The organism is Vibrio sp. B181a (genome assembly GCF_030248375.1).
GTDB classification, from domain to species: Bacteria; Pseudomonadota; Gammaproteobacteria; order Enterobacterales; family Vibrionaceae; genus Vibrio; species Vibrio campbellii.
This window is the reverse complement of record NZ_JAHGAD010000037.1, coordinates 25,885-47,649: the sequence shown is the minus strand read 5'-3', so window position 1 is coordinate 47,649 and position 21,765 is coordinate 25,885. Positions and strand designations below refer to the sequence as shown.

The 21,765-nt window shown below is 46.2% G+C and carries 17 protein-coding genes; 5 read left to right on the top strand and 12 right to left on the bottom strand.

Annotation, left to right across the window (positions count from 1 at the left end):
* Positions 1-71 precede the first annotated feature (71 nt).
* A complete protein-coding gene (locus KIO97_RS16665; protein ID WP_285383480.1) occupies positions 72-2,090 on the top strand; it encodes a tRNA(Met) cytidine acetyltransferase TmcA in 2,019 nt (672 codons plus the stop codon).
* Positions 2,091-2,537: 447 nt separating this feature from the next.
* On the top strand, positions 2,538-4,217 hold the full coding sequence (locus KIO97_RS16660) for a DUF342 domain-containing protein (RefSeq protein ID WP_285383479.1): 1,680 nt from the start codon (positions 2,538-2,540) through the stop codon (positions 4,215-4,217).
* A 66-nt stretch (positions 4,218-4,283) separates the two neighbouring features.
* Here the strand turns inward: KIO97_RS16660 and KIO97_RS16655 are convergent, their stop codons facing one another.
* Positions 4,284-4,937, bottom strand: a complete 654-nt coding sequence (locus KIO97_RS16655; RefSeq protein WP_285383478.1) for a CatB-related O-acetyltransferase — start codon at positions 4,935-4,937, stop codon at positions 4,284-4,286.
* A 92-nt stretch (positions 4,938-5,029) separates the two neighbouring features.
* Here KIO97_RS16655 and KIO97_RS16650 point away from each other — a divergent pair, with 92 nt between their 5' ends.
* Positions 5,030-5,932, top strand: a complete 903-nt coding sequence (locus KIO97_RS16650; RefSeq protein WP_285383477.1) for a LysR family transcriptional regulator — start codon at positions 5,030-5,032, stop codon at positions 5,930-5,932.
* Between the two features lie 12 nt (positions 5,933-5,944).
* On the opposite strand, the gene KIO97_RS16645 is transcribed toward KIO97_RS16650, so the two are convergent.
* From KIO97_RS16645 to murQ, 4 genes are all read right to left on the bottom strand, one after another.
* Complete coding sequence (locus KIO97_RS16645; RefSeq protein WP_285383476.1) at positions 5,945-6,193, bottom strand: hypothetical protein; 249 nt, start codon at positions 6,191-6,193, stop codon at positions 5,945-5,947.
* A 224-nt stretch (positions 6,194-6,417) separates the two neighbouring features.
* Positions 6,418-7,476: a porin gene (locus KIO97_RS16640; RefSeq protein ID WP_285383475.1), complete on the bottom strand. Its 1,059-nt coding sequence runs from the start codon at positions 7,474-7,476 to the stop codon at positions 6,418-6,420.
* A 152-nt stretch (positions 7,477-7,628) separates the two neighbouring features.
* Positions 7,629-9,083: a PTS N-acetylmuramic acid transporter subunit IIBC gene (gene murP, locus KIO97_RS16635; RefSeq protein WP_285383474.1), complete on the bottom strand. Its 1,455-nt coding sequence runs from the start codon at positions 9,081-9,083 to the stop codon at positions 7,629-7,631.
* 28 nt (positions 9,084-9,111) lie between these two features.
* A complete protein-coding gene (gene murQ, locus KIO97_RS16630) occupies positions 9,112-10,014 on the bottom strand; it encodes an N-acetylmuramic acid 6-phosphate etherase (RefSeq protein ID WP_285383473.1) in 903 nt (300 codons plus the stop codon).
* Between the two features lie 241 nt (positions 10,015-10,255).
* Here murQ and KIO97_RS16625 point away from each other — a divergent pair, with 241 nt between their 5' ends.
* Entirely contained in the window at positions 10,256-11,107 is an 852-nt protein-coding gene (locus KIO97_RS16625; RefSeq protein ID WP_005428937.1) for an SIS domain-containing protein, read from the top strand.
* Positions 11,108-11,130: 23 nt separating this feature from the next.
* Here KIO97_RS16625 and mpaA read toward each other — a convergent pair whose 3' ends face one another.
* Positions 11,131-11,841, bottom strand: a complete 711-nt coding sequence (gene mpaA / locus KIO97_RS16620) for a murein tripeptide amidase MpaA (protein ID WP_285383472.1) — start codon at positions 11,839-11,841, stop codon at positions 11,131-11,133.
* Positions 11,842-12,028: 187 nt separating this feature from the next.
* Between mpaA and KIO97_RS16615 the strand changes: the two genes are divergently transcribed.
* Complete coding sequence (locus KIO97_RS16615; protein ID WP_228903947.1) at positions 12,029-13,654, top strand: ABC transporter substrate-binding protein; 1,626 nt, start codon at positions 12,029-12,031, stop codon at positions 13,652-13,654.
* A gap of 63 nt (positions 13,655-13,717) precedes the next feature.
* On the opposite strand, the gene KIO97_RS16610 is transcribed toward KIO97_RS16615, so the two are convergent.
* The 6 genes from KIO97_RS16610 to KIO97_RS16585 all read right to left on the bottom strand — a co-directional run bounded on the left by KIO97_RS16610 (position 13,718) and on the right by KIO97_RS16585 (position 21,659).
* Positions 13,718-14,302 carry a flavodoxin family protein gene (locus tag KIO97_RS16610; RefSeq protein WP_285383471.1) on the bottom strand — a complete coding sequence of 195 codons (585 nt, stop codon included), beginning with the start codon at positions 14,300-14,302 and terminating at the stop codon, positions 13,718-13,720.
* Between the two features lie 135 nt (positions 14,303-14,437).
* Positions 14,438-15,025, bottom strand: a complete 588-nt coding sequence (locus KIO97_RS16605) for a mechanosensitive ion channel family protein (RefSeq protein ID WP_045382991.1) — start codon at positions 15,023-15,025, stop codon at positions 14,438-14,440.
* Between the two features lie 395 nt (positions 15,026-15,420).
* A complete protein-coding gene (locus tag KIO97_RS16600) occupies positions 15,421-17,535 on the bottom strand; it encodes a type I secretion system permease/ATPase (protein WP_005428951.1) in 2,115 nt (704 codons plus the stop codon).
* Between the two features lie 16 nt (positions 17,536-17,551).
* Positions 17,552-19,465 carry a LapD/MoxY N-terminal periplasmic domain-containing protein gene (locus tag KIO97_RS16595; RefSeq protein ID WP_285383470.1) on the bottom strand — a complete coding sequence of 638 codons (1,914 nt, stop codon included), beginning with the start codon at positions 19,463-19,465 and terminating at the stop codon, positions 17,552-17,554.
* 5 nt (positions 19,466-19,470) lie between these two features.
* Positions 19,471-20,154: a transglutaminase-like cysteine peptidase gene (locus KIO97_RS16590; RefSeq protein WP_012130390.1), complete on the bottom strand. Its 684-nt coding sequence runs from the start codon at positions 20,152-20,154 to the stop codon at positions 19,471-19,473.
* A 113-nt stretch (positions 20,155-20,267) separates the two neighbouring features.
* Positions 20,268-21,659 (bottom strand): HlyD family type I secretion periplasmic adaptor subunit, encoded by a 1,392-nt coding sequence (locus KIO97_RS16585; RefSeq protein WP_045371313.1) that lies wholly within the window; start codon positions 21,657-21,659, stop codon positions 20,268-20,270.
* Between the last annotated feature and the right edge of the window lie 106 nt (positions 21,660-21,765).

Below are 21,765 nucleotides of genomic sequence, written 5' to 3'. Positions count from 1 at the left end.
TGCAATTTGGCGAAGTATCCATGAATCCAGATGTGATAACATGGCGTTAGTTCAACGCTTGGATACACGTAATGCTCGCACAATCTGAATTCCTTTCTCAGCTACAGCTCCAATCTTACAAAGCCTTTCAACGTAATGGCGTGGTGATTTACGGTGATGCCGATTGGCAAAACGCCTTGATTGCCGACTTCCATCAAAAGCAACAAAATCAAACTTGGTTCTGCGTAGGGGAGTGGCAACTAGAAAAAGCCCACTGCGTAAATGCAAAACAAGGCAATATGTTGCTCGGTCGCGAGTGTGACGTTTTGCTGTTTGATGCGAGAAAAGAGCTTGATGCCAACAGTTTTACTTCGGCTCTTGGCGCGCTTGTCGGCGGTGGACTATTGATTGTGGTTGCCAATAAAAATCAAGACGCGGATGAAGCCAAATTGTGGATGCAAACGCAATGGCAACAACTCACCGTTATTGAGGAAAATTCACTATTACCTCAACTACCAGATTTCATTCAAGCGGAAAAAGCGCATCAGTATAGCGAGCAAACTGAAGCGGTTTCTTTTATCGAAAAAGTGGTGACAGGGCATCGTAAACGTCCGTTAGTATTAACTGCCGATCGTGGTCGAGGAAAAACCAGTGCGTTAGGCATTGCATGCGCGCAGCTTTTAGAGCAAAAGCCACTGCGAATTCTCGTCACAGCGCCAAGCATCAAAGCGGTTGAACCGGTCTATCAGCACGCACTGAGAATGCTATCAACCGCAGAGCGGGTTAAGAAAGATCGATTAGAAGCGGGGCAGGGCTACATTCAGTTTATTGCGCCGGATGAATTACTCTCAGCTTTACCTGAGTGTGATTTGTTATTGGTTGATGAAGCTGCTGCGATTCCGGTTCCTATGCTCAAGCAGATTACTGAGCAATATCATCGCCTCGTCTTTTCAACCACCATTCATGGTTATGAAGGTTGTGGCCGTGGCTTCACGCTTAAGTTTGTTGATTGGCTACAAAAGCAAAGACCTGGAATGAAGCTTTGTCATCTTCAACAACCTATTCGATGGGCAGTGAATGACAACCTGGAATCTTGGTTGTACCAAGCATTTTTACTGGATGCAGAACTTACCCTGAGCCAACCTGCCGAGCTTGGTGATATTTCATTAATCAACCTCCGTAAGTCAGCGTTGATTTCTAATCCTTCCGTATTGAAAACGTGCTTTGCGTTACTCGTGAATGCGCATTATCAAACCTCGCCAAATGATTTGTTGCATCTTCTGCAAGATGAACATTGCCAGATTTACGTAGCTCAGAATAATAATGAAATCGTTGGGGTGATGTTAACGGTGGAAGAGGGCAACCTCGATTCGAATCTCATTAAAGATATTCAGCTTGGGAAACGTCGTCCGAAAGGGCACCTGACGCCAGTGACTATTATCAATCAACTTGGTTACGCTGATGTGGGGACGCTTTCTACTTTACGAGTCATGCGAATTGCGGTGCATCCAGATTTGCAAGGGCAGGGTATTGGCCAACAAATGTTGAAGCAGTTGGAACAAACTACGCCGCCTCATATCTCTTATTTGTCCACCAGCTTTGGTGCAACAGAAGAACTGATTACGTTTTGGAAGCAATCTGGTTTTGAATCCATTCGTCTTGGAAGTATGCGAGATGCAGCAAGTGGGTGTTACTCGTTGTTGATGGTTCGTCAATGTGGCTCACAACAAGGTTGGATAAACGAAGCCAAATCGCTGTTCGAAGAACTGTTGCCATTGAGTGCGGCGTCTACCTATCCTAAGTTAGAGCCAAGTTTGCTTCGTGCGCTCTTGCCAGCCTCGGTATCTACTTGCCAGTCCCATTTAACGAAGCGCACTTTAATCGAGTGTTATGCTCAAGGTGGGAACAACTTTGAATCTGTCTCTGTTTGGATTCAGCAATGGTTACTGCAATGTGGTTTGGCTGATGTGTCTGACTTGATGATCAGTAAATTATTCTTAAACAAAGACTGGAGTGAGTGCGCTAAGCAATATGGCTTGCCGGGACGTAAGCAAGTTGAAGCACATATAAGAAACGAGCTACAAGTTTTGATAACTAAATTTACAGTGTAAACAGAGCGAGTAATTTACACTGTAAAAGTAGATTTGAAAGGGGGAGGGTTTACACTGTAAATCCTCCCTTTTTATTTGGCTCTTTTTAGTCAAGGTCTACGGAAGGGGGTAAAGACAATCTCAATTTACACTGTAAACGGGAACTCGTTCTTTTGAACGATATTGATATTTGAGCTAAATAAGCAATTTGTAGTCTAGTCACTATTGCCATTAAGCATACCTCCACTTTTATTCAGATATCGCTCGCTATGTACCAGTCAAACTCAGGTAGTGTGACTAATAAATGAATCCAAACTCGATTTAGAAATTCTGTGTTTGTCTGCCTCAAGCTCAGAAATTGCGGGGCATCCTTTAGTGATGTGAGCCTGATTCTGAGAATTGAGAGGTTTGTTCAGAAAATGATTTTGGTTAGACTGAGTTAGGTGATGGGTAGCAGATGGATTGGTTATGTGGAAGATATGCCTTGAATGGTCGGAAGACAAAACGAGGATTTTTGCCCGCTTACCAGGAGATGTTGAACTGGGAAGTGAGCTAAATCAAAAGGAGTTGCCTGAACAGCTTCAAGCAATGAATGCCAGTCAGGCGTTTGTTGATGACGCTGAAGTGGTTCGATTCATTAACTGTGCTCGTGAGCGTAAAGCTGAAGCATACGAAGGCATCGTCGTCGCACAGATTAAGAATGCTCAGGTAGAAGTTGAACTGTCGAACAACGACATGCTCGCTAGTATGAACATAACTGGCGCTTATGGTGGCCGCGGTTTGCGTGGTCCTGAAATCGTTCAAGCGCTTGCTCATGCGCGAGTGTCGAAAGGCATCAACAAATTGGCGCTCAAAAAAGTCATGGTCGTCAGTAATCAACTTAAACCCGGAGAAACCTTCACTCAACCCGTCGCTGTTGGTAAACAACCAACTAAAGGTAAAGACGCTATCTTTACGCCTCTCGTCAAAGACATCACCAAACGTATCCTCAAGCCGAAAGAAGGCCAAACCACTTGTGATAAGATTGATTTACGTAACTTAGGTGAAACCATCGCCGTTGATATTGGCGACGAGGTCATGCGTCGAACGCCTGCTACCAAGGGTATTCCAGGCTTTACTGTGCAAGGTCGCGTGATTCCTCCTCAAGCAGGCAAAGACAGCCCTATCAAACCGGGTAAAGGAACCGAAATCAGCAAAGCCGATCCTAACCTTCTTATCGCTTCTGTGTCTGGTACGCCTCTCATCAAAGACAAAACCATTGAAGTTGATAATGCGCTGTGTCTGAACAGTGTGGGCGTAAATACCGGACACGTTAAGTTTAAAGGCAACGTCATCATTGGCGGCAATATTGAATCTGGCATGATCGTCAAAGCGACCGGCTCTATTACCGTTGGTGGGTTTATTGAATCCGCGGACGTGCAAGCTGAAGGCGACATCCAAGTCGCGAAAGGCATTATTGGCCACACAGTGAGTGATGGTCAGCCGAAGAGTTGCCACGTTCGAACCAAAGCATCGATTCGTGCCAGTTACGCTCAGTATTGTGAATTGCAGTCTGGCGAAGACATAGAGCTGGCTGTGCACAGTATGAATAACGACATTGTGTGTGGACGCAACCTGACGGTACTTGATGCCAGCGGTAAAAACGGCACTTTAAGCGGTGGTGATGCCAAAGTAGGAAGTAAGGTACTTTGTTCTCAGCTTGGTGTAGAAGGTGATACAGCAACGAAAGTCGAAGCTTTTGCCTGTTACGCTGTATTCAAAGAGCGTATTGCCAACTTAAAAGAAGAATATAAGTCCGCCCAAGAAGGCACGATGGATGTGATTCGTAAGGAGCTTGAATTTAAGAAGCGACCTAAAGCAGAGCGTACTGATGAAGAACAAGCTCAAATCGAAGTATTAAAAGCACAAAACAATGAGCGTCTTGATCAGGTTAAACAGAAGCTAGAACACACAGAGCACGACTTTGAGGTCTCATTGGAAGAGAATATTGTCGAAGCCAAAGATCGCGTGTTTACCCGTGTTACAGTGCAATTTGGAGACGAGCAGGTGACAACCAAACGCACTCATGGCGGTTGTGTGTTTAGCTTTAACCAATACGAAATCAAAGTGGCGGCAAATTTAGAGGAAGAAGACGTCGTCGCGATTTAACTCTTTAATTGGAAGATTGAAAAAAGCCCGTGTATTGAGAGATACACGGGCTTTTGTTTTTAACCGTTAGGCAATGTGTTCTTGGTAGTAAGCACTAAGCGCACGTACATCACTGCTGCACATGATCTTCATTGCTTGTTTAATATGGTTAATGGGCCAATCCCACCATTTGATTTCTGACAACATTGCGACACATTCGTGGTCAAAGCGTTGGCGAACAATATGATTGTGACCAACAACAATCGAGTAGGGCGGAACATCTTTAGTGATGACTGAGCGCGCACCAATCACTGCACCATCTCCAATCTTCACGCCCGGCATGATCATCGCTTCGCTGCCAATCCATACGTCATTACCAACTATGGTATCACCTGCGCGTTCAAAGCCACTTTGTACATCTTCTCCAAACTCTTCAGGTGAAAATGGAAAGGTAGAAATCCAATCTACCCGATGGCCTTGATTGCCAGCCATCATAAAGGTCGCGCCAGAAGCGATGGAACAGAATTTGCCAATGATCAGTTTGTCCACTTCTCTATAAGCGCCATCTTGCCACTCTTGTTGGGTAACACTGTCGCCCATTAAATAACGAACCGATTGATCTTCAAATGTTTTACCGTGATAAAACCCCGAGTAATAACTGTAGTCTCCTACCTCAATATTCGGGTTAGTGACATGGTCTTTGATCACTTGCCCTTTTAACCAAGTATCGAATGCGTTCATTCGTGATTCTCCGTTCCAATTTTAAGTTGTAAGCAGTGTAGAGCCTTTCTATTATTTCCGGTAGGTTGTTTTTGGAGATTCATAATTACCATATGGAAATAAAGTGGCTAAGCTACGTGCCGATGTACATCGCTCTATGTGAAGAGAAGAGTATTGCCGGTGCAGCGAAAAAACTGCGTTGCTCAAACGCGCACGCGAGCCGTCAATTGAGGCAGTTAGAAGAGGTTCTGTCAGTACAGTTGATTCAACGTACAACAAGGCAATTTAATCTAACTTACGATGGGCTGCGCTTTTATCAGCAAGTAAAGGGTTTGATGGAAGGAGCGGAGCAGATTAATGAACAAGTGATGGAAAGTGACCGAGTCGCTGGGCATTTGCGCATCGCGGCGTCGGCATCATTTGGTGCGGCGTTATTGAACCGAGCCTTGCTCGAGTTTCGCCAACTATATCCGGAAGTGACGTTCGAAGTGATCTTTTCTGAAACGCCTTTGGATCTTATTGAGTCTGGCTTTGATGTGGCGTTTTTCTTCACGAACAATCCACCCGAGGGTTATATCGGTCACCATCTGCGCTCTTTACACTGTAAACCGTTCGCACATAAAGCGTACTTGTCTAACAAGCCAAGCATAACAACGCCGGAAGATCTTTATCAGCTTGACCATATTGTGTATCGCAATGAAGTGTTAAATCTCGATACGTGGCACTTTCATCATATGGAAACCAAGCAAAAAGTTTCAGTGGCTTTGCAAAGTGTACTCAGCTTTAATTTGGTTCAATCCATGCTTGAGGCCACTCTTGCGGGATGCGGCGTTGCCATGTTGGATGAATTCGCATTGGAGAAACTCAGCGGAGAAGAGCGATCGCAACTCGTGCCGTTACTCCCTGAATGGCAAACTGATGCGATCCTACCGCTCTATATTCTGTATCCAAAACGAGAGCATTTACCAAAGCGAACACAGGCGTTTATTGAGCATTTCAAACAGCAATCATTTTAGGCAGTAATCATTTTAAACTGGCAGGTTGTCTTGAGCGTGCAGGTCTTTAATCTCTGCAGTGCCTTGAAAGTGTTGATTACAAGCGCGGCAGTAGAATTGAGGCGTTAACTCGTGATAGTGGTTACCGGTAAAACAGCGTGATACCAACACCATCAAACGGGCAGTTTTGCCGTTGATGTTTTCTGGTTGAGTGTTGACGCGCTTCATCACGCGTTTGTGTTCGGTTGGTTTGTTGCAGTGCGAGCAGAATTTTACAGGCATAAAGCTCTCATATTGATTCAGTGATGATTAATTGATGAGAGAGTACTTTGCTGAATGATGAAAAAGTAAACATGCATGTAATGATAAATGACAGCAATGCCTACTTGGAAACTTATAGAAAGGCTAATAACTGAAAAGAAGGAAGATTTCACTCCTCGATATTTTAAAGGCAGGAAATATATCGAGGAGGAAATCTTAGCTAACTAAAACGAGTGTATGGACATTTACAGCTCGTAACGTAGCCCGAAGTGGTAGTAGCTTTCATCTGCATGTGCACCACCAAACGAGACTTCTTGTGCGTTGTCGTAACCGCGTGAGCCATTACGGTCAACATAACTGGTGTAGATAGAAGAGCGAGGGGTCAGTTTGTACTGCACTTCAACGGTTGTGTCTTTAAGCTCAAGCTCGTCGCCGCCGTTGTTTTCTAGAGAGCGGTAACCTGCACGTAGCGCCCATTTATCATTTACACTGTAAACTGCGGTCAGCTCCATGACCTTATCAGTACTGGTTTCAGAGAAGTAACCTTCTAGCTCATCTTCTGAGTAAAGCGCACCTAACATCAAATCACCCAAGTAGTAACGCGTACCCGCGCCCCAGAAGGTGTAATCGGTATCGTTATTTTCACGCGCATCGCCTTTGTTCTTTTGCATTGCAACCACAGGTGCGAGAGTGCCTAAATCGCCCATTTCTAGGGTGTAACGTAATGCTGCGTTGTAGCCGTAATCGAGTTCAGAGGTGCTGTTACCAAGAATGTAAGCCACCGATGCATCGAGGTTACCAATGCGGTTCTGGTATTGCAGCGTACCGTCTTGACGGAAAACTTGTGTCGCGGTTTTATCCACTTTATTTGCTTGGCGTGCCATAGATACGTCTGATGACGCGAACACATCACCAATGTCGGTGAACATGATTAATCCTGACGCAACACGACCACCTGTGATTCGACCGTAATCTTGCGCATCAATACCGGCCCAAACGTAACGTGCTGTGAGAGAAGGCTTGTCGTTCACTTGGTTGGCGTATTCGGCTGCACCTACTTGGTATTGCGCTTGGCCAATGACAGAGGCGTGTTCGTTGATAGTTTGTGAGCCATTCAAACCAATACGGCCATCAAATTCGCCATTGGCATCAGCGTGTTCATCATTTTTATTTGTGACGTTAAAGCCAAGACGAGAGTAAATGTTCAAAACCGACCCGTCTTCTGCTCGGTAAAGTTGAGCGGCCATCGCTGCGTTTGATGCCATCAGAGTAGGGAGAAGTAGAGTCAAAATGTGCTTTTTCATGTGAACGACCTTTTCGTTTCTATTGTTTTTAAGCACGACAAAGCCCCTTCCGAATAACGGAATAAAATCAATGTCGTGAGAAGTAGAGAGAGGGTGCGCCCTTGAAAGCTCAAGGACGCGAGCTAGTCCATTCCTATAGGGGTTAGAATGATTTAGCTTAAATCAACGTCTTTGCAGCCAAAGAAGTAGGTAGCAAGGAAGCCAACGATGTAAGAGATAAGTAGGCCTCCGATAAACACCATCATGCCGGCAAAGATGCCGCTAGCCGAGGTCATCAGGGGGATTGCAACGATACCAGATGGGCCGAAGACGGTATTTAGACCGACAGGCAGGCCAAGATAAGAGACTAAGCCGATAAAGAAGCCACCCGCTGCGCCACCAATACAAGCGGTTACGAACGGTTTAACGCGCGGTAGCGTCACGCCGTAAATCAGTGGCTCACCGATGCCAAGTAGACCTGGAATGATGGCACCTTTTACTTGTGTGCGTAGTAGGGCGTCTTTCTTGGCTTTGAAGTACAGCGCCATAGAAGCACCTACTTGACCGCCACCAGCCATGGCTAGGATAGGAAACAGCGAGTTAAAACCTTGTGCTTCCATCAGGGCGAAGTACACCGGCACAAACCCTTGGTGGATACCAAATACCACGGAAATTAAGAACAAACCTGCCAAAATCGCGGCGCCTAATGGGTTGTCATTCAAGTTTAGGAACAACCAAGACATGCCTTTGAATAGCTCACCACCAATTGGCATGATGATCAAAAACGTTACTGCACCCATGATCAAAAGCGTGACAACTGAGGTTAAGATCATGTCCAGATCGTCAGGCATATACTGACGCACTTTTTTCTCGACCTGAGCACCAATGATCGCTGCCATCAACACGCCAATAATGTTGCCACGAGGATCAATTGCAAAACCGAAGAACTCATTCATTCCTGAATAAATGCCTGACGTCGCATCGGGGTTGTAACCCAACACAAATAGTGAAGCGAGTATGGCACCATTGACACCTGAGCCACCGAAAGCTTGTTGAGCATTGTAGCCAATTAGAATGCTTAAGAACGCGAACAGACCTTTACCAAAGACCTTCATGTAGGCAATCAAATCCAACATAAACTGGCTTGGCGTTTGGTCGAGCACGAAGATTTGTTCCAATAACGTGGCAAAACCGAGCAGCAAACCCGCAGCGATAAAGCCGGGAATGAGCGGTGTAAAGATGGTGGCAAACTTACTCAGAAAACGCTGAACCGCGCTGGTTTGCTTACTCTTTATCTGTTTTTTCTGTTCTGCAGCGACTGCAGAAAGGTCCTGTTGTGGTGCGTCAGACTCTTCGTTGTCACCAGAGATTAAGCTGTCGATCAGCTTATTCATCATATCCGCAGCTTGCTGAGCTTTACCGGGGCCAAGAATGATCTGGAATTGCTCGTCGCTTTCTACCACACCCATTACGCCGGGAATTTGTTCAATGACGGATTGATCCGCCAAGCTGTTATTCGCGAGAGATAAACGCAAACGCGTCATGCAGTTACCGCACTTACTTACGTTGTTACTGCCACCCACTGCGGCGAGCAATTGCGATACTGTGTTAGAGGTAATTTTGGCCATAGGGACTATCCTTCAGGACTAGGGCTATTTAGTTATTATTTAGTGCTGCACGAATAAAACCGTTGTGCTCGGCGAGGCGAGATTTGGCTTGCTCAGCATCCAAATCAGCCAGAATCATTAAAATTGCGGTCTTACAGTGACGCTCACACGCTTCAAGGGCTTTTTCTGCTTGTTCTTTTGTTGCACCCGTTGCTTCAATCACAATGTTAGTTTGACGCTGAATCAGTTTGGCGTTGGTGGCTTCTACATCCACCATTAAATTGCCAAACACTTTGCCGCTGCGAATCATTGCGCCAGAAGTCAGCATGTTCAGCACCAGTTTTTGTGCTGTGCCCGCTTTCATGCGTGAAGAGCCGGTGACGACTTCTGAGCCCACTACCGGAAGAATGGCGATGTCCGCCGCTTCTGCCATTGCGCATTCAGGGTTACATGCGATTGATGCCGTTGTTGCTCCGACAGATTTTGCGTACTCCAAACCACCTAAAACATAAGGCGTACGGCCACTGGCAGCGATGCCAACCACAACATCATGCTGAGTCAGATTCAGAGCTTTTAAATCGTCTTGGCCCATTTGAGCGTTGTCTTCTGCGTTTTCTACCGCTTTCAAAATCGCTTGATGACCACCAGCAATTAAACCGATAACCATATCTGGGTGTGTGCCATAAGTTGGAGGACATTCACTCGCATCAAGAATACCAAGGCGGCCAGATGTACCTGCGCCCATGTAAATCAAACGGCCACCATTGGCGAACGCTGCAGTAATGGCATCGACGGTTTGCGCGATTTGTGGCAATACGGCTTGCACTGCTAAAGCGACTTTCTGATCCTCTTGGTTAATGACTTGCAGCATCTCGATGGTAGAAAGCGTATCGATCTCTGCACTCGCTGGATTGCGGCTTTCTGTCACCAATCGGCTTAAATCAATTTTCATGTTTTGTACTCTTCGTAAATGTTCAATCTGAGGGCGATTCTATGGAATAAAATATTCAGGTATGGTGATAAAAATCACACTTGAGGTTATTCTTTGTTCAGTGAAAATTTGGAATAATGACAGAGAATACTGATGAGATAACCTACGTAGAAACAAGGGTTGTTAAGTTAATCAGGCAGTTAAAAAAAGTGTGATTATTTCTGTTTTGGAATAATTTATTTAAAGTTTTTGGAATTTTGTCGTGTCCGTTATCAATAAAATCGTCGCAAGACGTACTCAACTCTCTCAAAGTGGTCGTTTGGTTGGCGATTGGATTGTCGAAAATGCAGAAAAAGCCGCCCAATTGACCAGTCAAGAGCTTGCTGCGCAAGTGCAAGTGAGCCAATCGAGCATCGTCAAATTCACCCAGAGAATTGGCTATAAAGGCTATAGCGAGTTCAAATTGGCATTGAACGAAGAGATTGGTCGTAAACAAGCGATGCAATCCACGCCGCTACACAGTGACATTCTGGCGGATGACCCGATTGCGGTGATTTCGCAAAAACTGGTTAAAGCGAAAACCGACGCTATGTTCCAAACGACCAATGCGCTCTCTTATGAGGCGTGTCATCAGGCGGTGAAGTGGTTGAGTGAAGCACGCCGTGTACAAGTGGTGGGCATTGGCGGCTCTGCGCTTACCGCAAAAGATTTGAGTTTTAAGCTGCTTAAGCTTGGGATTACCGCATTATCAGAGCAAGACAGTCACGTACAAATTGCGGTTGCGCGTACGCTCTCTTCACAAGATGTGCAGATCGCGATTTCTTTCTCAGGAGAACGCAAAGAGATTCTGGTGGCGGCGGAAGCGGCGAAAGAGCAGGGAGCAAAAGTGATTGCTTTGTCAGCTCCGGGGAGAAGCCGATTGAGAGACATTGCCGACATCACGTTTGATACCATCGCCAATGAAACAGAGCATCGTAGTTCTTCCATTGCTTCACGTACGGCACAAAACGTGATTACGGATCTGCTGTTTATTATTTTGGTGCAACAAAGAGACGAAAGCGCGCGTCAGTTGATCAGTGATATCAGTACCGATATCAAGCAGATCCTTACTTGATCGCCCTTAAAAGATCCGGATGTTTAAATAGCAGGAGCGTGTTGTAGCAGTGCAATAAACGCATCTAAGTGTTCTTCAATCGTCAGATCCGCCGAGATCGGGGGTAATTCCACCGTAATACAAGGTAGTTGGCGTTCATTGCACCAAGTTCCGAAAGACCCCGGCGTTTCGTAATCAACATCGTCAACGATAGGTAGATTGAATTGCTTGCCGAGCCATTTGGCCAAATCAGAATGAGCGGGGTCATCGACAAACGCTAATGGCTCATGAAACGAGACCACAAATTTTGGTTTGCGGAGTTCAATCAAACTAATTAGTGCGTCAACTTCTGGCTCTAGCTGTTCTTTGCTACCCGTTTTTACTTTCACATCTCGAACAGGTGTATGTGAGCTCCAGCGATAGACTGTGCCGTGCTCTGTCCAATTCTGCGTAGGAAACGCACGGTTTAGATCGACTTGATTGGCGTTGGCTCGTGTCCCCAGTTGATTTGCGTCTGGGTTCATCGATAAAACCACATCGTGTTTCAGACACTCCGCTGGCAAGCTTCTTAACGCGCACGATAATCCGGCGATTGAAGCTGTCTCGTCACCGTGTGTTCCAGCGAGAATGAGGCCTCGCGAGTTACTTTCTACTTGTGCTGGGAAGTACAACAACGGCGCGCCCAGTACCGATTTTCCATATGATGTTGGCGTAATTAAAAATGCCGCTCTTTCCGTTCTTGGAATTAGACTCACCGTAATCTCCTGATTGTTCGAGTAGTATCTATTCATCACCCAAGCTATATATAACTCAAGTCACCGCCGTTGAACTTAGCATCTTGAGATTACTCGGATATAAACTGAACACTTAAAGTTCGTCAATGCTTGTATGATGAATTGTGGTACTTGCTTCAAAAGACGTGTTAGGAGAACGAAAAACGATATGGATTTTAAAAAGCATTCAACAGCGTTGCTGGTTTCCTCTTTATTGACCCCATTTTTATCCGCTTCAGCTTTAGCTGATTCTTTACCTGATGGTGTGCAACTCGCACCAGAACAACACTTAGTACGAGCAAACGATGCAGAAGCGGCGACGCTAGACCCTGCAAAAGCCGAAGGCTTACCAGAGATGCACGTGATTCGTGATTTGTTTGAGGGATTAGTCATTCAAGACCGCGATGGCAATATCGTTCCTGGTGTTGCGGAGTCTTGGCAAACGGAAGACAACCAAACCTTTGTGTTCCAGCTGCGTAAAGACGCAAAATGGTCGAACGGCGATCCTGTGACAGCGGATGATTTTGTTTATTCATTGCGTCGTGCAGTGGATCCGAAAACCGCTTCACCTAATGTTTGGTATCTCAAACTTACTAAGATCAAAAACATCGCCGACGTAGCAGAAGGTAAGAAGCCACTGGATGATCTCGGTATCACCGCTGTCGATAAACACACTCTGCGTTTCGAACTTGATAGTAAAGTGCCGTACTTTGTCGCAATGACAGGCCACACTTCGATGATGCCGGTACACAAAGCAACGGTTGAGAACAGCGAAAAGCCGTGGAGTGACCCACAACAGTTTGTTGGCAACGGTGCATTTGTTCTGGATAAATGGGTGGTGAATGAACGCATTGAACTGAAAAAGAACCCAAACTACTGGGATAGCGCGGATACTCATCTCACTGAAGTGACATACATTCCATTTGAGAACCAAAACGCATCGATCAATCGCTATGCGGTGGGCGAAGTGGACATCACCTCAGATGTACCAACCCACATGGCGCAAAAGCTGAAGAAAGATTACGAGCAAGCGTATACCGCGGTTCCGCTACTTTGTACTTACTATTATGCGTTTAACACCACGCGTCCTCCTTTCGATGATGTACGAGTTCGAAAAGCCGTGTCTTATTCGATGATGCGTGATGTGATCACGAATGGTGTCACACAAGTAGGTAATCTGCCTGCTTATACGTTCGCACATCAATACACCGCCGGCTTTGATGCGACTCAGCCTGAATACAGCACATGGACGCAAAAACAGCGTGATGAAAAGGCGCGTGAATTGCTGAAAGAAGCGGGATACGGTGATGGTAAGTCTCTGGATTTCAAATTGCTGTACAACACCAGTGAATCGAACAAGGCCATAGCAGTGGCGATTGCTTCTATGTTGAAGAACAACTTGGGCGCGAAAGTGGAATTAGAAAACCAAGAGTGGAAATCTTATCTCGTCGCTCGCAAACAAGGGGACTTCGATGTGATGCGCGCCTCGTGGTGCGGAGATTACAACGAAGCATCCACCTTCTTGAGTCTACTGCGCTCTGGTTCATCAGGTAACTTTGCGCGTTACAGCAGTGAAGCCTACGACAAGGCGATGAATAGTGCATTGGCCGCAACGGATGAGAAAGCGCGCCAAGGATTCTATGACCAAGCCGAGCAATTGTTGGCGGCAGATATGCCAATCGCACCGATTTACTACTACATGCAAGCGCGTTTGGTTCGTCCTACGGTTGGTGGTTTTGCCAAGAACAACGTAGAGGGTCGTATTTACTCGAAAGACCTCTACATTAAGAAGTAGCGCTAAACATAAGCGATAAATAAGAAGCCCCGAAGATGTATCTAGCGGGGCTTCTTTTTATTGCTAGCGAGCAGAGAGCTTATTAACGAGCGTTGCCACTCGTTTGCCAAGATACTCCGCCGTTACAACATCTGAGACATGCAACTGACCGTCTTCACCGCCTTGAGCAACAATGCCACCTTGCACGCCATAACGATTCAGATTCTGCTCGCCAGAATTGCTGATCTTATCCAATCCGACCCACATCATACCGTGCTGACTAGCTAGCGTTTGTAGGTACTGCAACGTCATTGACTGATCGCCATTCATTGCCCCACCACTGGTAAAGCCAGCCGCGATTTTGCCTGCCCATTTTTGGTAATACCAAGATTCACTGCTTGCATCTGCAAATGCTTTAAACTGCGCCGCTACGCCGCCCATATAGGTCGGTGAGCCAAAGATAATCGCATCGCACTCAGCAAGTTCATCCATTAGGCTAGGGTTCACAAAACGCCCCTCAATAATCTCACTGCCTTCAATACGGTGAGAGAAAATTTCAAATCCACCTTGTTGTTCAATGCCTTGTTGTTCAACGCCTGCGGCAATCGCGCGAGCTAGCTGGCCTGTAACGTCGGTTTTAGAGAAATAAATAATCGCAATTTTGGACACAATGGTTCCTTTTTCATTGTTGATGTTGAATCGTGCGAATAAGGCTAAAACCTCAAGCTTGGTTGAGGTCAAGAAGGTATTTAAAAAATGCGAGGAAACAAAAAGCCGATGTAGATACATCGGCTTTTTAGTGGATTATTTCTTTCTGCGGGTATAAATGCGTGAGGTGGTTTTTGGCTCCTCAGGCTTGGCTTTTTCTTTTGCCAGCTTTAAGACCGCTTTTTGAAGCATCAAGTTGTTTGGGTAGGTGATTAGGTTGCCGTTGTCGTGCTTGATCAGCACATGGAACATGCGGATTTCCTGAATTTCACCGCTGATGTCTTCGTCTTTATCCACGACTTTAATTCGGTCACCGACGCGGTATGGGAAGACAAAGAAGATCAGAAAGCTTGCTGTGATGTTACTTAGAATCGACCATTGCGCGATGAAAGCCACACCCAATACCGCAAAGATAGACGATAGGAAGAGTGACACATCGCCGTAGCCAATACCGGTTACGATGGCGAAAAGCGAAGCAAACAAAAACAAGAACGCGACGTTGAAGCAGCGCTGAATAAAGCTCAAGCGTGCTTTGTTTACGCCTTTAGCTTCTGCCAAATTTAGGATCGCACGGTTGGCGATTTTCTTAAGCAAGCGATAAGCGATCAGAATGATGACGCCCATCAACACTTTATAACCGATAGAGCCAGCCGTGAAATACTTACTGATTTGCTCTAAATGCATCCAATGATTCATTTCTTCAACTCGAGAATATTAAGAAGGCGCGTGTTATAGCCGATTTTGGCTTGCAAGTAATTAACTATTTTCAATGCAAAGTACGATTATTGCTGAGCAATTTTTGACCTATGTCTCAGTTCAGAATTGAGAGGGAATGAACCCTGATATCTGGTGTGTCGGCAGCTGCTAATCTAGATCAGTAGCTTGTTGATGTTACGTACAGAGAGGGGATGCAATGGAAGAAGATGAAAGGGCCATCATGGGGTTAGTGGCTATTGTTGGTTTTGTGCTGCTTTGGATATTCCTCGAAGAGTTTGGTTACTTTGGTTTATTAACCCTCTATAAATAAGCCCCGTAAAACTCTGGGTTCGACGGGGCTTTGATTTTCTGCTTATGCGGTTTTAGCTTACGGCGCGAACCTTACCTTGCTTCAAGTCATTCAGCACTTGTGCTTTCGGACCATCAGCAATCACGCTGCCTTTCTCCATCACAATCACGCGATCAACAATGTCGAGCATTGAGGTTTTGTGCGTAATCAAAATCAGCGTTTCACTTGGTTTTAGCTGTGCTAACTGGTGTTTGATGTGCATTTCTGAACGGTTATCCATTGCACTGGTTGGCTCGTCCATTAAGAGCACTGGAGGACGACCCAAGAACGCTCGTGCAATCGTCACAGCTTGGCGCTGACCACCAGAGAGCATGCCGCCGCCTTCGCCTACTTGACGCTCAAGACCCGCAGGATCTGATTGAGTGAAGGTGGTCACGCCCGCACGGTTGGCGGCGTCTAATACATCGCGATCATCGGTGAGCGGGCGACCTAGGGTTATGTTGTCGCGAATAGAACCGAAGAACAGATTCGAATCTTGCGGTACGCAGCCGATATTGCGTCGTACATCCACGTGATGAAGTTGTTCGATGTCAGTGTCATCAATACGCACGTGACCTTCTGTCGGCTTGTACAGACCCATTATCAAGCGTTCTAGCGTGGTTTTACCCGAACCAATACGACCGATGATTGCGACTTTTTCACCTGGATTAATCGTTAGGCTTAAATCACGAATCGATGCCACTGGCGCATCTGGGTAATGGAAGGTCACACGGTCAATCTCAATCTTACCTTGTACGATAGGACGGTGAATGTAGCGTTTGCCTTCTTCTTGCTCGTCTGGCATTTCCATCACTTGGTTGATGATGGTCATTGAAGATTTCGCTTGGTTGTATCGAGTTGAAAGCAAAGAAAGCTGAACCATAGGACCAATCGCTCGACCACTCAGCATGGTTGCAGCAATCAAACCACCCATGGTTAGGTCACCATTGGCAATCAAGTACACGCCTAGAATGATCATGCCGACGTTACTACTTTGCTGCACAAAGCCCGCTGCGTTTTGAATACTGTCGGTGATACGGCGGCTCTTGATGTTCCAGTTTGCCATGTGCGCAACGGCTTCTTCCCAACGGTATTGGAATTGGCTTTGTGCACTTAGCATTTTCACCGTTTCTAAGCCAGATAAGCTCTCAATCAAGTTGGCGTATTTCTGTGAAGCAAGGCGAGAACCTTCTTCAATCGAGCGGCGAAGTGGACCTTGAATCAGCGCCGAGTGAATCATCAGAATCACCACACCAATCATTGGTACGTATACCAGATCGCCCGCCATCAGCCAGATGATGACTAGGAACAAAATTGCGAAAGGTAAGTCAATTAGCGCACTTACCGTGGCCGAGGTGAAGAACTCACGAATGGATTCGAACTCTTGCAAGTGTCGAGCAAAAGCACCCACTGAAGGTGGCTTGGACTCCATTCGGATCCCCATCACTTTGCTAAACAGCTTGGAGGAAATCAGGATGTCGGATTTTTTACCCGCAACGTCGATGAAGTAGTTACGCAGCGATTTGAGTAAGAAGTCGAACAGGAACACCACGAAGATACCGCTCGCCAACACCCATAAAGTCTCAAACGCGAGGTTTGGTACTACCTTGTCGTACACCAAGCGAGTGAACATTGGTGCTGCAATGGCAAAGATGTTGATGAGGAGAGAAGCGATAAGTACATCGCGGTAGATGCGTTTCGATTGCCACAAGGTTGACCAAAACCAGTGACCTTCTTTGGTTTTGAGCACTTCGGGAGAGCGCTCGTCATAACGGAATTGCTTTTTAACTAAAAAGTAGCGACCAGTGTACTGCTCAAGTAGGTCTTCTAGCGGAATGGAGATAGGCACCATTCCGCTTTCTAGGGTCGTGATTTCAGCTTCTTGTTTCTCCACATCGATGCTATTGAGAACGCAAGAATCGCCACCCTTTAGAAGTAAGATAGCCGGCAGAATCAGGCTCGAGATCTTGTCTAATTCTGCACGGTTTTCCTTGGCAACCAATCCGGCCCTTTCCGCCGCTCGTGGTAGCAGAAACGGAGTGAGCTTGCCATCAGAGAGCGGAAGGCCGTTAATCAGCGCTTCTGGTGAGTTGGCTAGCCCGAAGTATCGGCTAACGTAAATGAGCGAATTCAGTAAAGGGTCTTTCATCCTTGGTGTACCTTCGTTATTCCTTGTCGACAATGAAGCCTTGGAAGACTTCAACGAAATGCTCGGTTAGGAAATCCAACTGAATCTGTGTTTCAACACGCGATGCAATCGTCGTAATACCCAAGTTGTGAGCGGTACGAGAAATCGATGTCAGCGTGAATTTTTGTTTCTCGTCGTGCAAGTTGTGGGTGAACAGATAATCCAGTTTTACGTAATTCGGGCGGAATTCCTGAATGTACTCAAGTGACTGGAAGTTACGGCCGTAGTTATCAACACCGAACTCCGCACCCGCTTGACGAATCGCATTACACAATAGAGCCGTGTGGTGCGGATGGTCAATGAAACACGCTTCTGGAAGCTCAAAGTGCAGCATTGGAGCCACTTTTGAGTGCTTCTCTAGCATGCTGGTGGTCCAACGAATGAACGATGGTTGAGACAAGCTACTTTGGGCAATGTTGATGGCTACTGGTTCTTTTAGTTCGCCACTTTCAAGCATCTTGATCATCGACTCGATGACGTATTGGTCGAAGATGTTGGTTGCTTCTAACTGTTCAAGAGCAAACAAGTATTGGTTCGCACGGTAGGTTTCACCATCTTTTTCGATGCTTGAGAACACCTCATTATGGAACACTTTACCCCAAGTATTCTTCGCAGACTGGAAGCGGAATTTAATCCAATCGCTGTGAATCGCTTCTTCAACCAGCGCTTTCCATTGCTGTTTACCCATTAGGTTCGAGGTGTTTTCACCACCCACGAAGCCGTAAGCTTTATCTGGCTGCGCTTTGGCTTTCGATAGGGCGTTATCCACCATCGATAGCACTTCTGTGCGTGTTTTCTGATCTTTACTGTGCGCGACACCCAGTGATGCTTTTGGTTTCGCCATGCCAGTAGGATCGGTATTAAGGCCGTTCACACAGTTGACGATGCTGTCTGCGAGAATGCGCAACTCGCTCTCATCCATGTGCGGGAATAGTAGACCAAATTCATCGCTAGACAGACGAGCAATGGTTGCTCCCGGTACATCAATGGTGTTCTTGAGACGTTGAGATAACTCTTTCACGTGGGCATCGGCGCGTTGGTAATCTTTGGTCTCGTAGATGTCACCAATGTACTCAGCATGGAGTAGCACGATACCCCCTTGCGTTTGCTCTGCCAGCCATTGATCAACTTGGTTGATGTAGAACGAACGGTTACCCAATTTGGAGATAGGGTCTAGGTAAGCTTGAGCACGCAGGCGCTGCGCTTCTTTTGCCTGCTCTTTAAATGACAGTTCGATTTGTGCCGACATCGAGTTGATGCCGTCGACGACTGCAATCAAGTCTTTGGTTTTTGGACGAGCCAGTGGGTCGCCAAATTGGTTGTTAGCAATCTCGTGCATTTTCTTCACGATGGCCGCTAAAGGTTTGAGTGAGCGACGTAGGATGTAAGAAATTGCTAAAAGGCCTGCAAGGAAGATCACGCCAAACGCAGTCAGCAGGCGAATAAAGCCTTGCCACAGCTGCTCGTATGCTGCACCTGGATGGCTGATGATTTCTACCTCTGCAAGCTGCATCCAACCGCTGGTTACCACGCGTTTATCGTGAATGGCTTTGAACAGATTTAAATCGATAAACCATTGCGGCACACTCGTCGGTTTAACCGGGTATGAACGTACGATTTGGTAATCGGAATCTAACGCGGTGAGACGTACGACAGAATAAGTGCTGCCGTCGAACAACGCATTAATCACGGATTCAACGGCGACCTTATCTTTGTCTTTTAGATACGGTGCCAGTGCCAAACCAACGGTGTTAATGGTGTTGTTGACCTCTGAACGTTGCTGCTGCTCCAAGCTGTCTCGAGTAGTGTTGAACTGGATTACGAATACTGATGCCATCAAAAGTAAAAAGACCGTAACCATTCCCACTACAAGCTTCTTATATAGGGTCATGTTTTTCACTCGTCATAGTTAATTTTAGGTTTCTTTAACTGCAACTTACGTTCGCGCGAGCGTAAGTCATTCCAAAGGCTCAAACGTGAGGCTTTTCCTGCTAGCTCTCCACTGCTGGCAGAAGACTTCATTAGCCACAAGTTTTTACCATTAAAACTGTAAATCGGTAGTAAGTCGCTACGCTTGGAAGCTCGAACAATTTCTGGGTTGAGATTGTCGAGGATGAGCGGCTCAGAGCTTGGTGTTGGGTAATACGCCAGCACCATATGAAATTGATTTAGTCTGATCGCTTTTACGTAGACCAAGCGCATTTTTGAATCTGGGATTCCGAGTTCGAGCAATGAGAAATACTTCGCTATCGTGAAGTCTTCACAATCACCGGCATTACTGCCTATAAACTCGAGTGGTGTTGCCCAATAGTCTTTTTTGCCCCACAAATTGATGTCATCGACAAAATAGAGTTGGTTAAAAAAGTTGTTCACACCGGAGAGTTTCTTTTTATTGCTCTGGACTTGTAAGGAATCCAAATTCTCTCGCCATGTTTTGACGCGCTGCCCTGCGCGTTCACCATAAACTGAAGTGACCGTATCGACCCATCGTTGCTCTTTGCTGTTGAGCGCCCCAATTTGGAACGAAAAACAACTGATGCTGATTAATAATGTAACTTTACGCTTCAATTTGGATGGCATATTCGACTCACATCACAAGTGTACCCTTGAAATGGGCTCGTTGGTGAGAAAAGTGCTTTTTATTTAACCACTTGTCATCATGTAAGAACACATTGTTTGTACCTTGCAAACACTTACTCCTTCAGTGCGTTGGTTTTGGCGCTCAAAATCGGTTTGAGTAGATATTCCAGAACCGTTCGTTTCCCTGTGATGATATCAACAGATGCTGTCATACCTGGAATGATAGGTAAGTCCGCATCTTGTCCGAAACTGGTTTTCTCTGTGCGTACACGGACGATGTAGAAGCTGTTGCCTTCTTCGTCTTGTGTGGTGTCGGCACTGATGTGTTCCAGCTCTCCTTCTAAGCCGCCGTATTTAGTGAAGTCGTACGCAGTGAATTTCACAATCGCATGAAGATCTGGACGCAAGAAAGCGATGTCCTTCGGCGCGATCTTCGCTTCCACTAATAAGGTGTCTTCGGTCGGCACGATTTCTACGATGTCCATACCCGGCTGGATAACGCCACCAACGGTGTTGACGTTCAATGTCTTGATGGTGCCCGTTACTGGAGAAACCACCACGGTTCGGTTTACTCGGTCTTCCAAGCCTACCGCTGATTCGACAAGTGCTGAGAGCTGGTCTTGCGTGCTGTTGAGTTTTTCTTGTTGCTCGGAGCGGAATTTCAATGCGACATCGATACGGTTGAGCATCGATTCACGGATGCCCGATTTGATGACAGGGATCTTCAACTCGCTAGACGTCATTTCTCGACGGGTGTCGTTCACCTGACGTTGAAGCTTTAAGAGTTCAATTCTAGGTACGACGCCTTCATCAGCCAGAGGTTTGGTGATATCCAGTTCTTTCTTTGCATAACGATAGCTTTGACGAAGGTTGCTCACACGCGCTTGAATCTCCACCAAATCCTGTTGTTTCTGCTTAACTTGTTGGTCTATGACCGAAATTTGGTTGCGCAGGTTATCCAAGTCTTCGCGGTATTCTGCTTTCTGACGTTGAGTCAGGCGAGGGCGGTTCTCTTCAAGTGTTGGTGGGAACGTCAGTTTGCCGTAGTCGATAACGACATTCTTTTCCCAGTTGCTGTCGTCAAAATCACGATTGACTTCGACACTGTTGATTGAGGCTGAAAGCTGCAGTACCGAGGCGGTTAAGTTGGCAACTTGCTGTTCGCGCTCACGAAAATCAGAGCGGAAGCGGGTATCGTCAATCAGCAGCAGTTGTTGACCTTTCTCAACTTGTTGGCCTTCTTTGACTAAGATCTCTTTGACCAAGCCGCCTTCCAAGTTTTGCACCACTTGGATTTGAGAAGATGGAATGACTTTGCCTTGGCCTACGGTCACTTTGTCGATCTCAGCCCATGATGCCCAGCCTATGGCCGCAACAAAAAACAGCACCATCACCCACAGCATTAAGCGGGCACTATTTGGCGTGTTTAAGAGCAAAGCAGCGGTTTTGTCATCAACAAAGTCTAGCTCGTCGCTGCTCAGTTTGTTGTAGTTGTCTCGGCTCATCACATTCCTTGTTCTATAAAGACGGTTTATCTTTTTGATCTTATTATTATTAACCGAGCATGTCAGCATGCTCGGTTAATAAAAATGTGTGAAAGGGTAAGCATCC

Bases quoted from the DNA above. Each gene is read 5' to 3' on its own strand.
- KIO97_RS16600 (WP_005428951.1), bottom strand. From the start codon at position 17,535: ATGAAAGACCCTTTACTGAATTCGCTCATTTACGTTAGCCGATACTTC.
- KIO97_RS16650 (WP_285383477.1), top strand. From the start codon at position 5,030: ATGGAAATAAAGTGGCTAAGCTACGTGCCGATGTACATCGCTCTATGT.
- KIO97_RS16645 (WP_285383476.1), bottom strand. From the start codon at position 6,193: ATGCCTGTAAAATTCTGCTCGCACTGCAACAAACCAACCGAACACAAA.
- KIO97_RS16640 (WP_285383475.1), bottom strand. From the start codon at position 7,476: ATGAAAAAGCACATTTTGACTCTACTTCTCCCTACTCTGATGGCATCA.
- KIO97_RS16595 (WP_285383470.1), bottom strand. From the start codon at position 19,465: ATGACCCTATATAAGAAGCTTGTAGTGGGAATGGTTACGGTCTTTTTA.
- murQ (WP_285383473.1), bottom strand. From the start codon at position 10,014: ATGAAAATTGATTTAAGCCGATTGGTGACAGAAAGCCGCAATCCAGCG.
- KIO97_RS16585 (WP_045371313.1), bottom strand. From the start codon at position 21,659: ATGAGCCGAGACAACTACAACAAACTGAGCAGCGACGAGCTAGACTTT.
- KIO97_RS16665 (WP_285383480.1), top strand. From the start codon at position 72: ATGCTCGCACAATCTGAATTCCTTTCTCAGCTACAGCTCCAATCTTAC.
- KIO97_RS16615 (WP_228903947.1), top strand. From the start codon at position 12,029: ATGGATTTTAAAAAGCATTCAACAGCGTTGCTGGTTTCCTCTTTATTG.
- KIO97_RS16605 (WP_045382991.1), bottom strand. From the start codon at position 15,025: ATGCATTTAGAGCAAATCAGTAAGTATTTCACGGCTGGCTCTATCGGT.
- KIO97_RS16660 (WP_285383479.1), top strand. From the start codon at position 2,538: ATGTGGAAGATATGCCTTGAATGGTCGGAAGACAAAACGAGGATTTTT.
- KIO97_RS16590 (WP_012130390.1), bottom strand. From the start codon at position 20,154: ATGCCATCCAAATTGAAGCGTAAAGTTACATTATTAATCAGCATCAGT.
- murP (WP_285383474.1), bottom strand. From the start codon at position 9,083: ATGGCCAAAATTACCTCTAACACAGTATCGCAATTGCTCGCCGCAGTG.
- KIO97_RS16655 (WP_285383478.1), bottom strand. From the start codon at position 4,937: ATGAACGCATTCGATACTTGGTTAAAAGGGCAAGTGATCAAAGACCAT.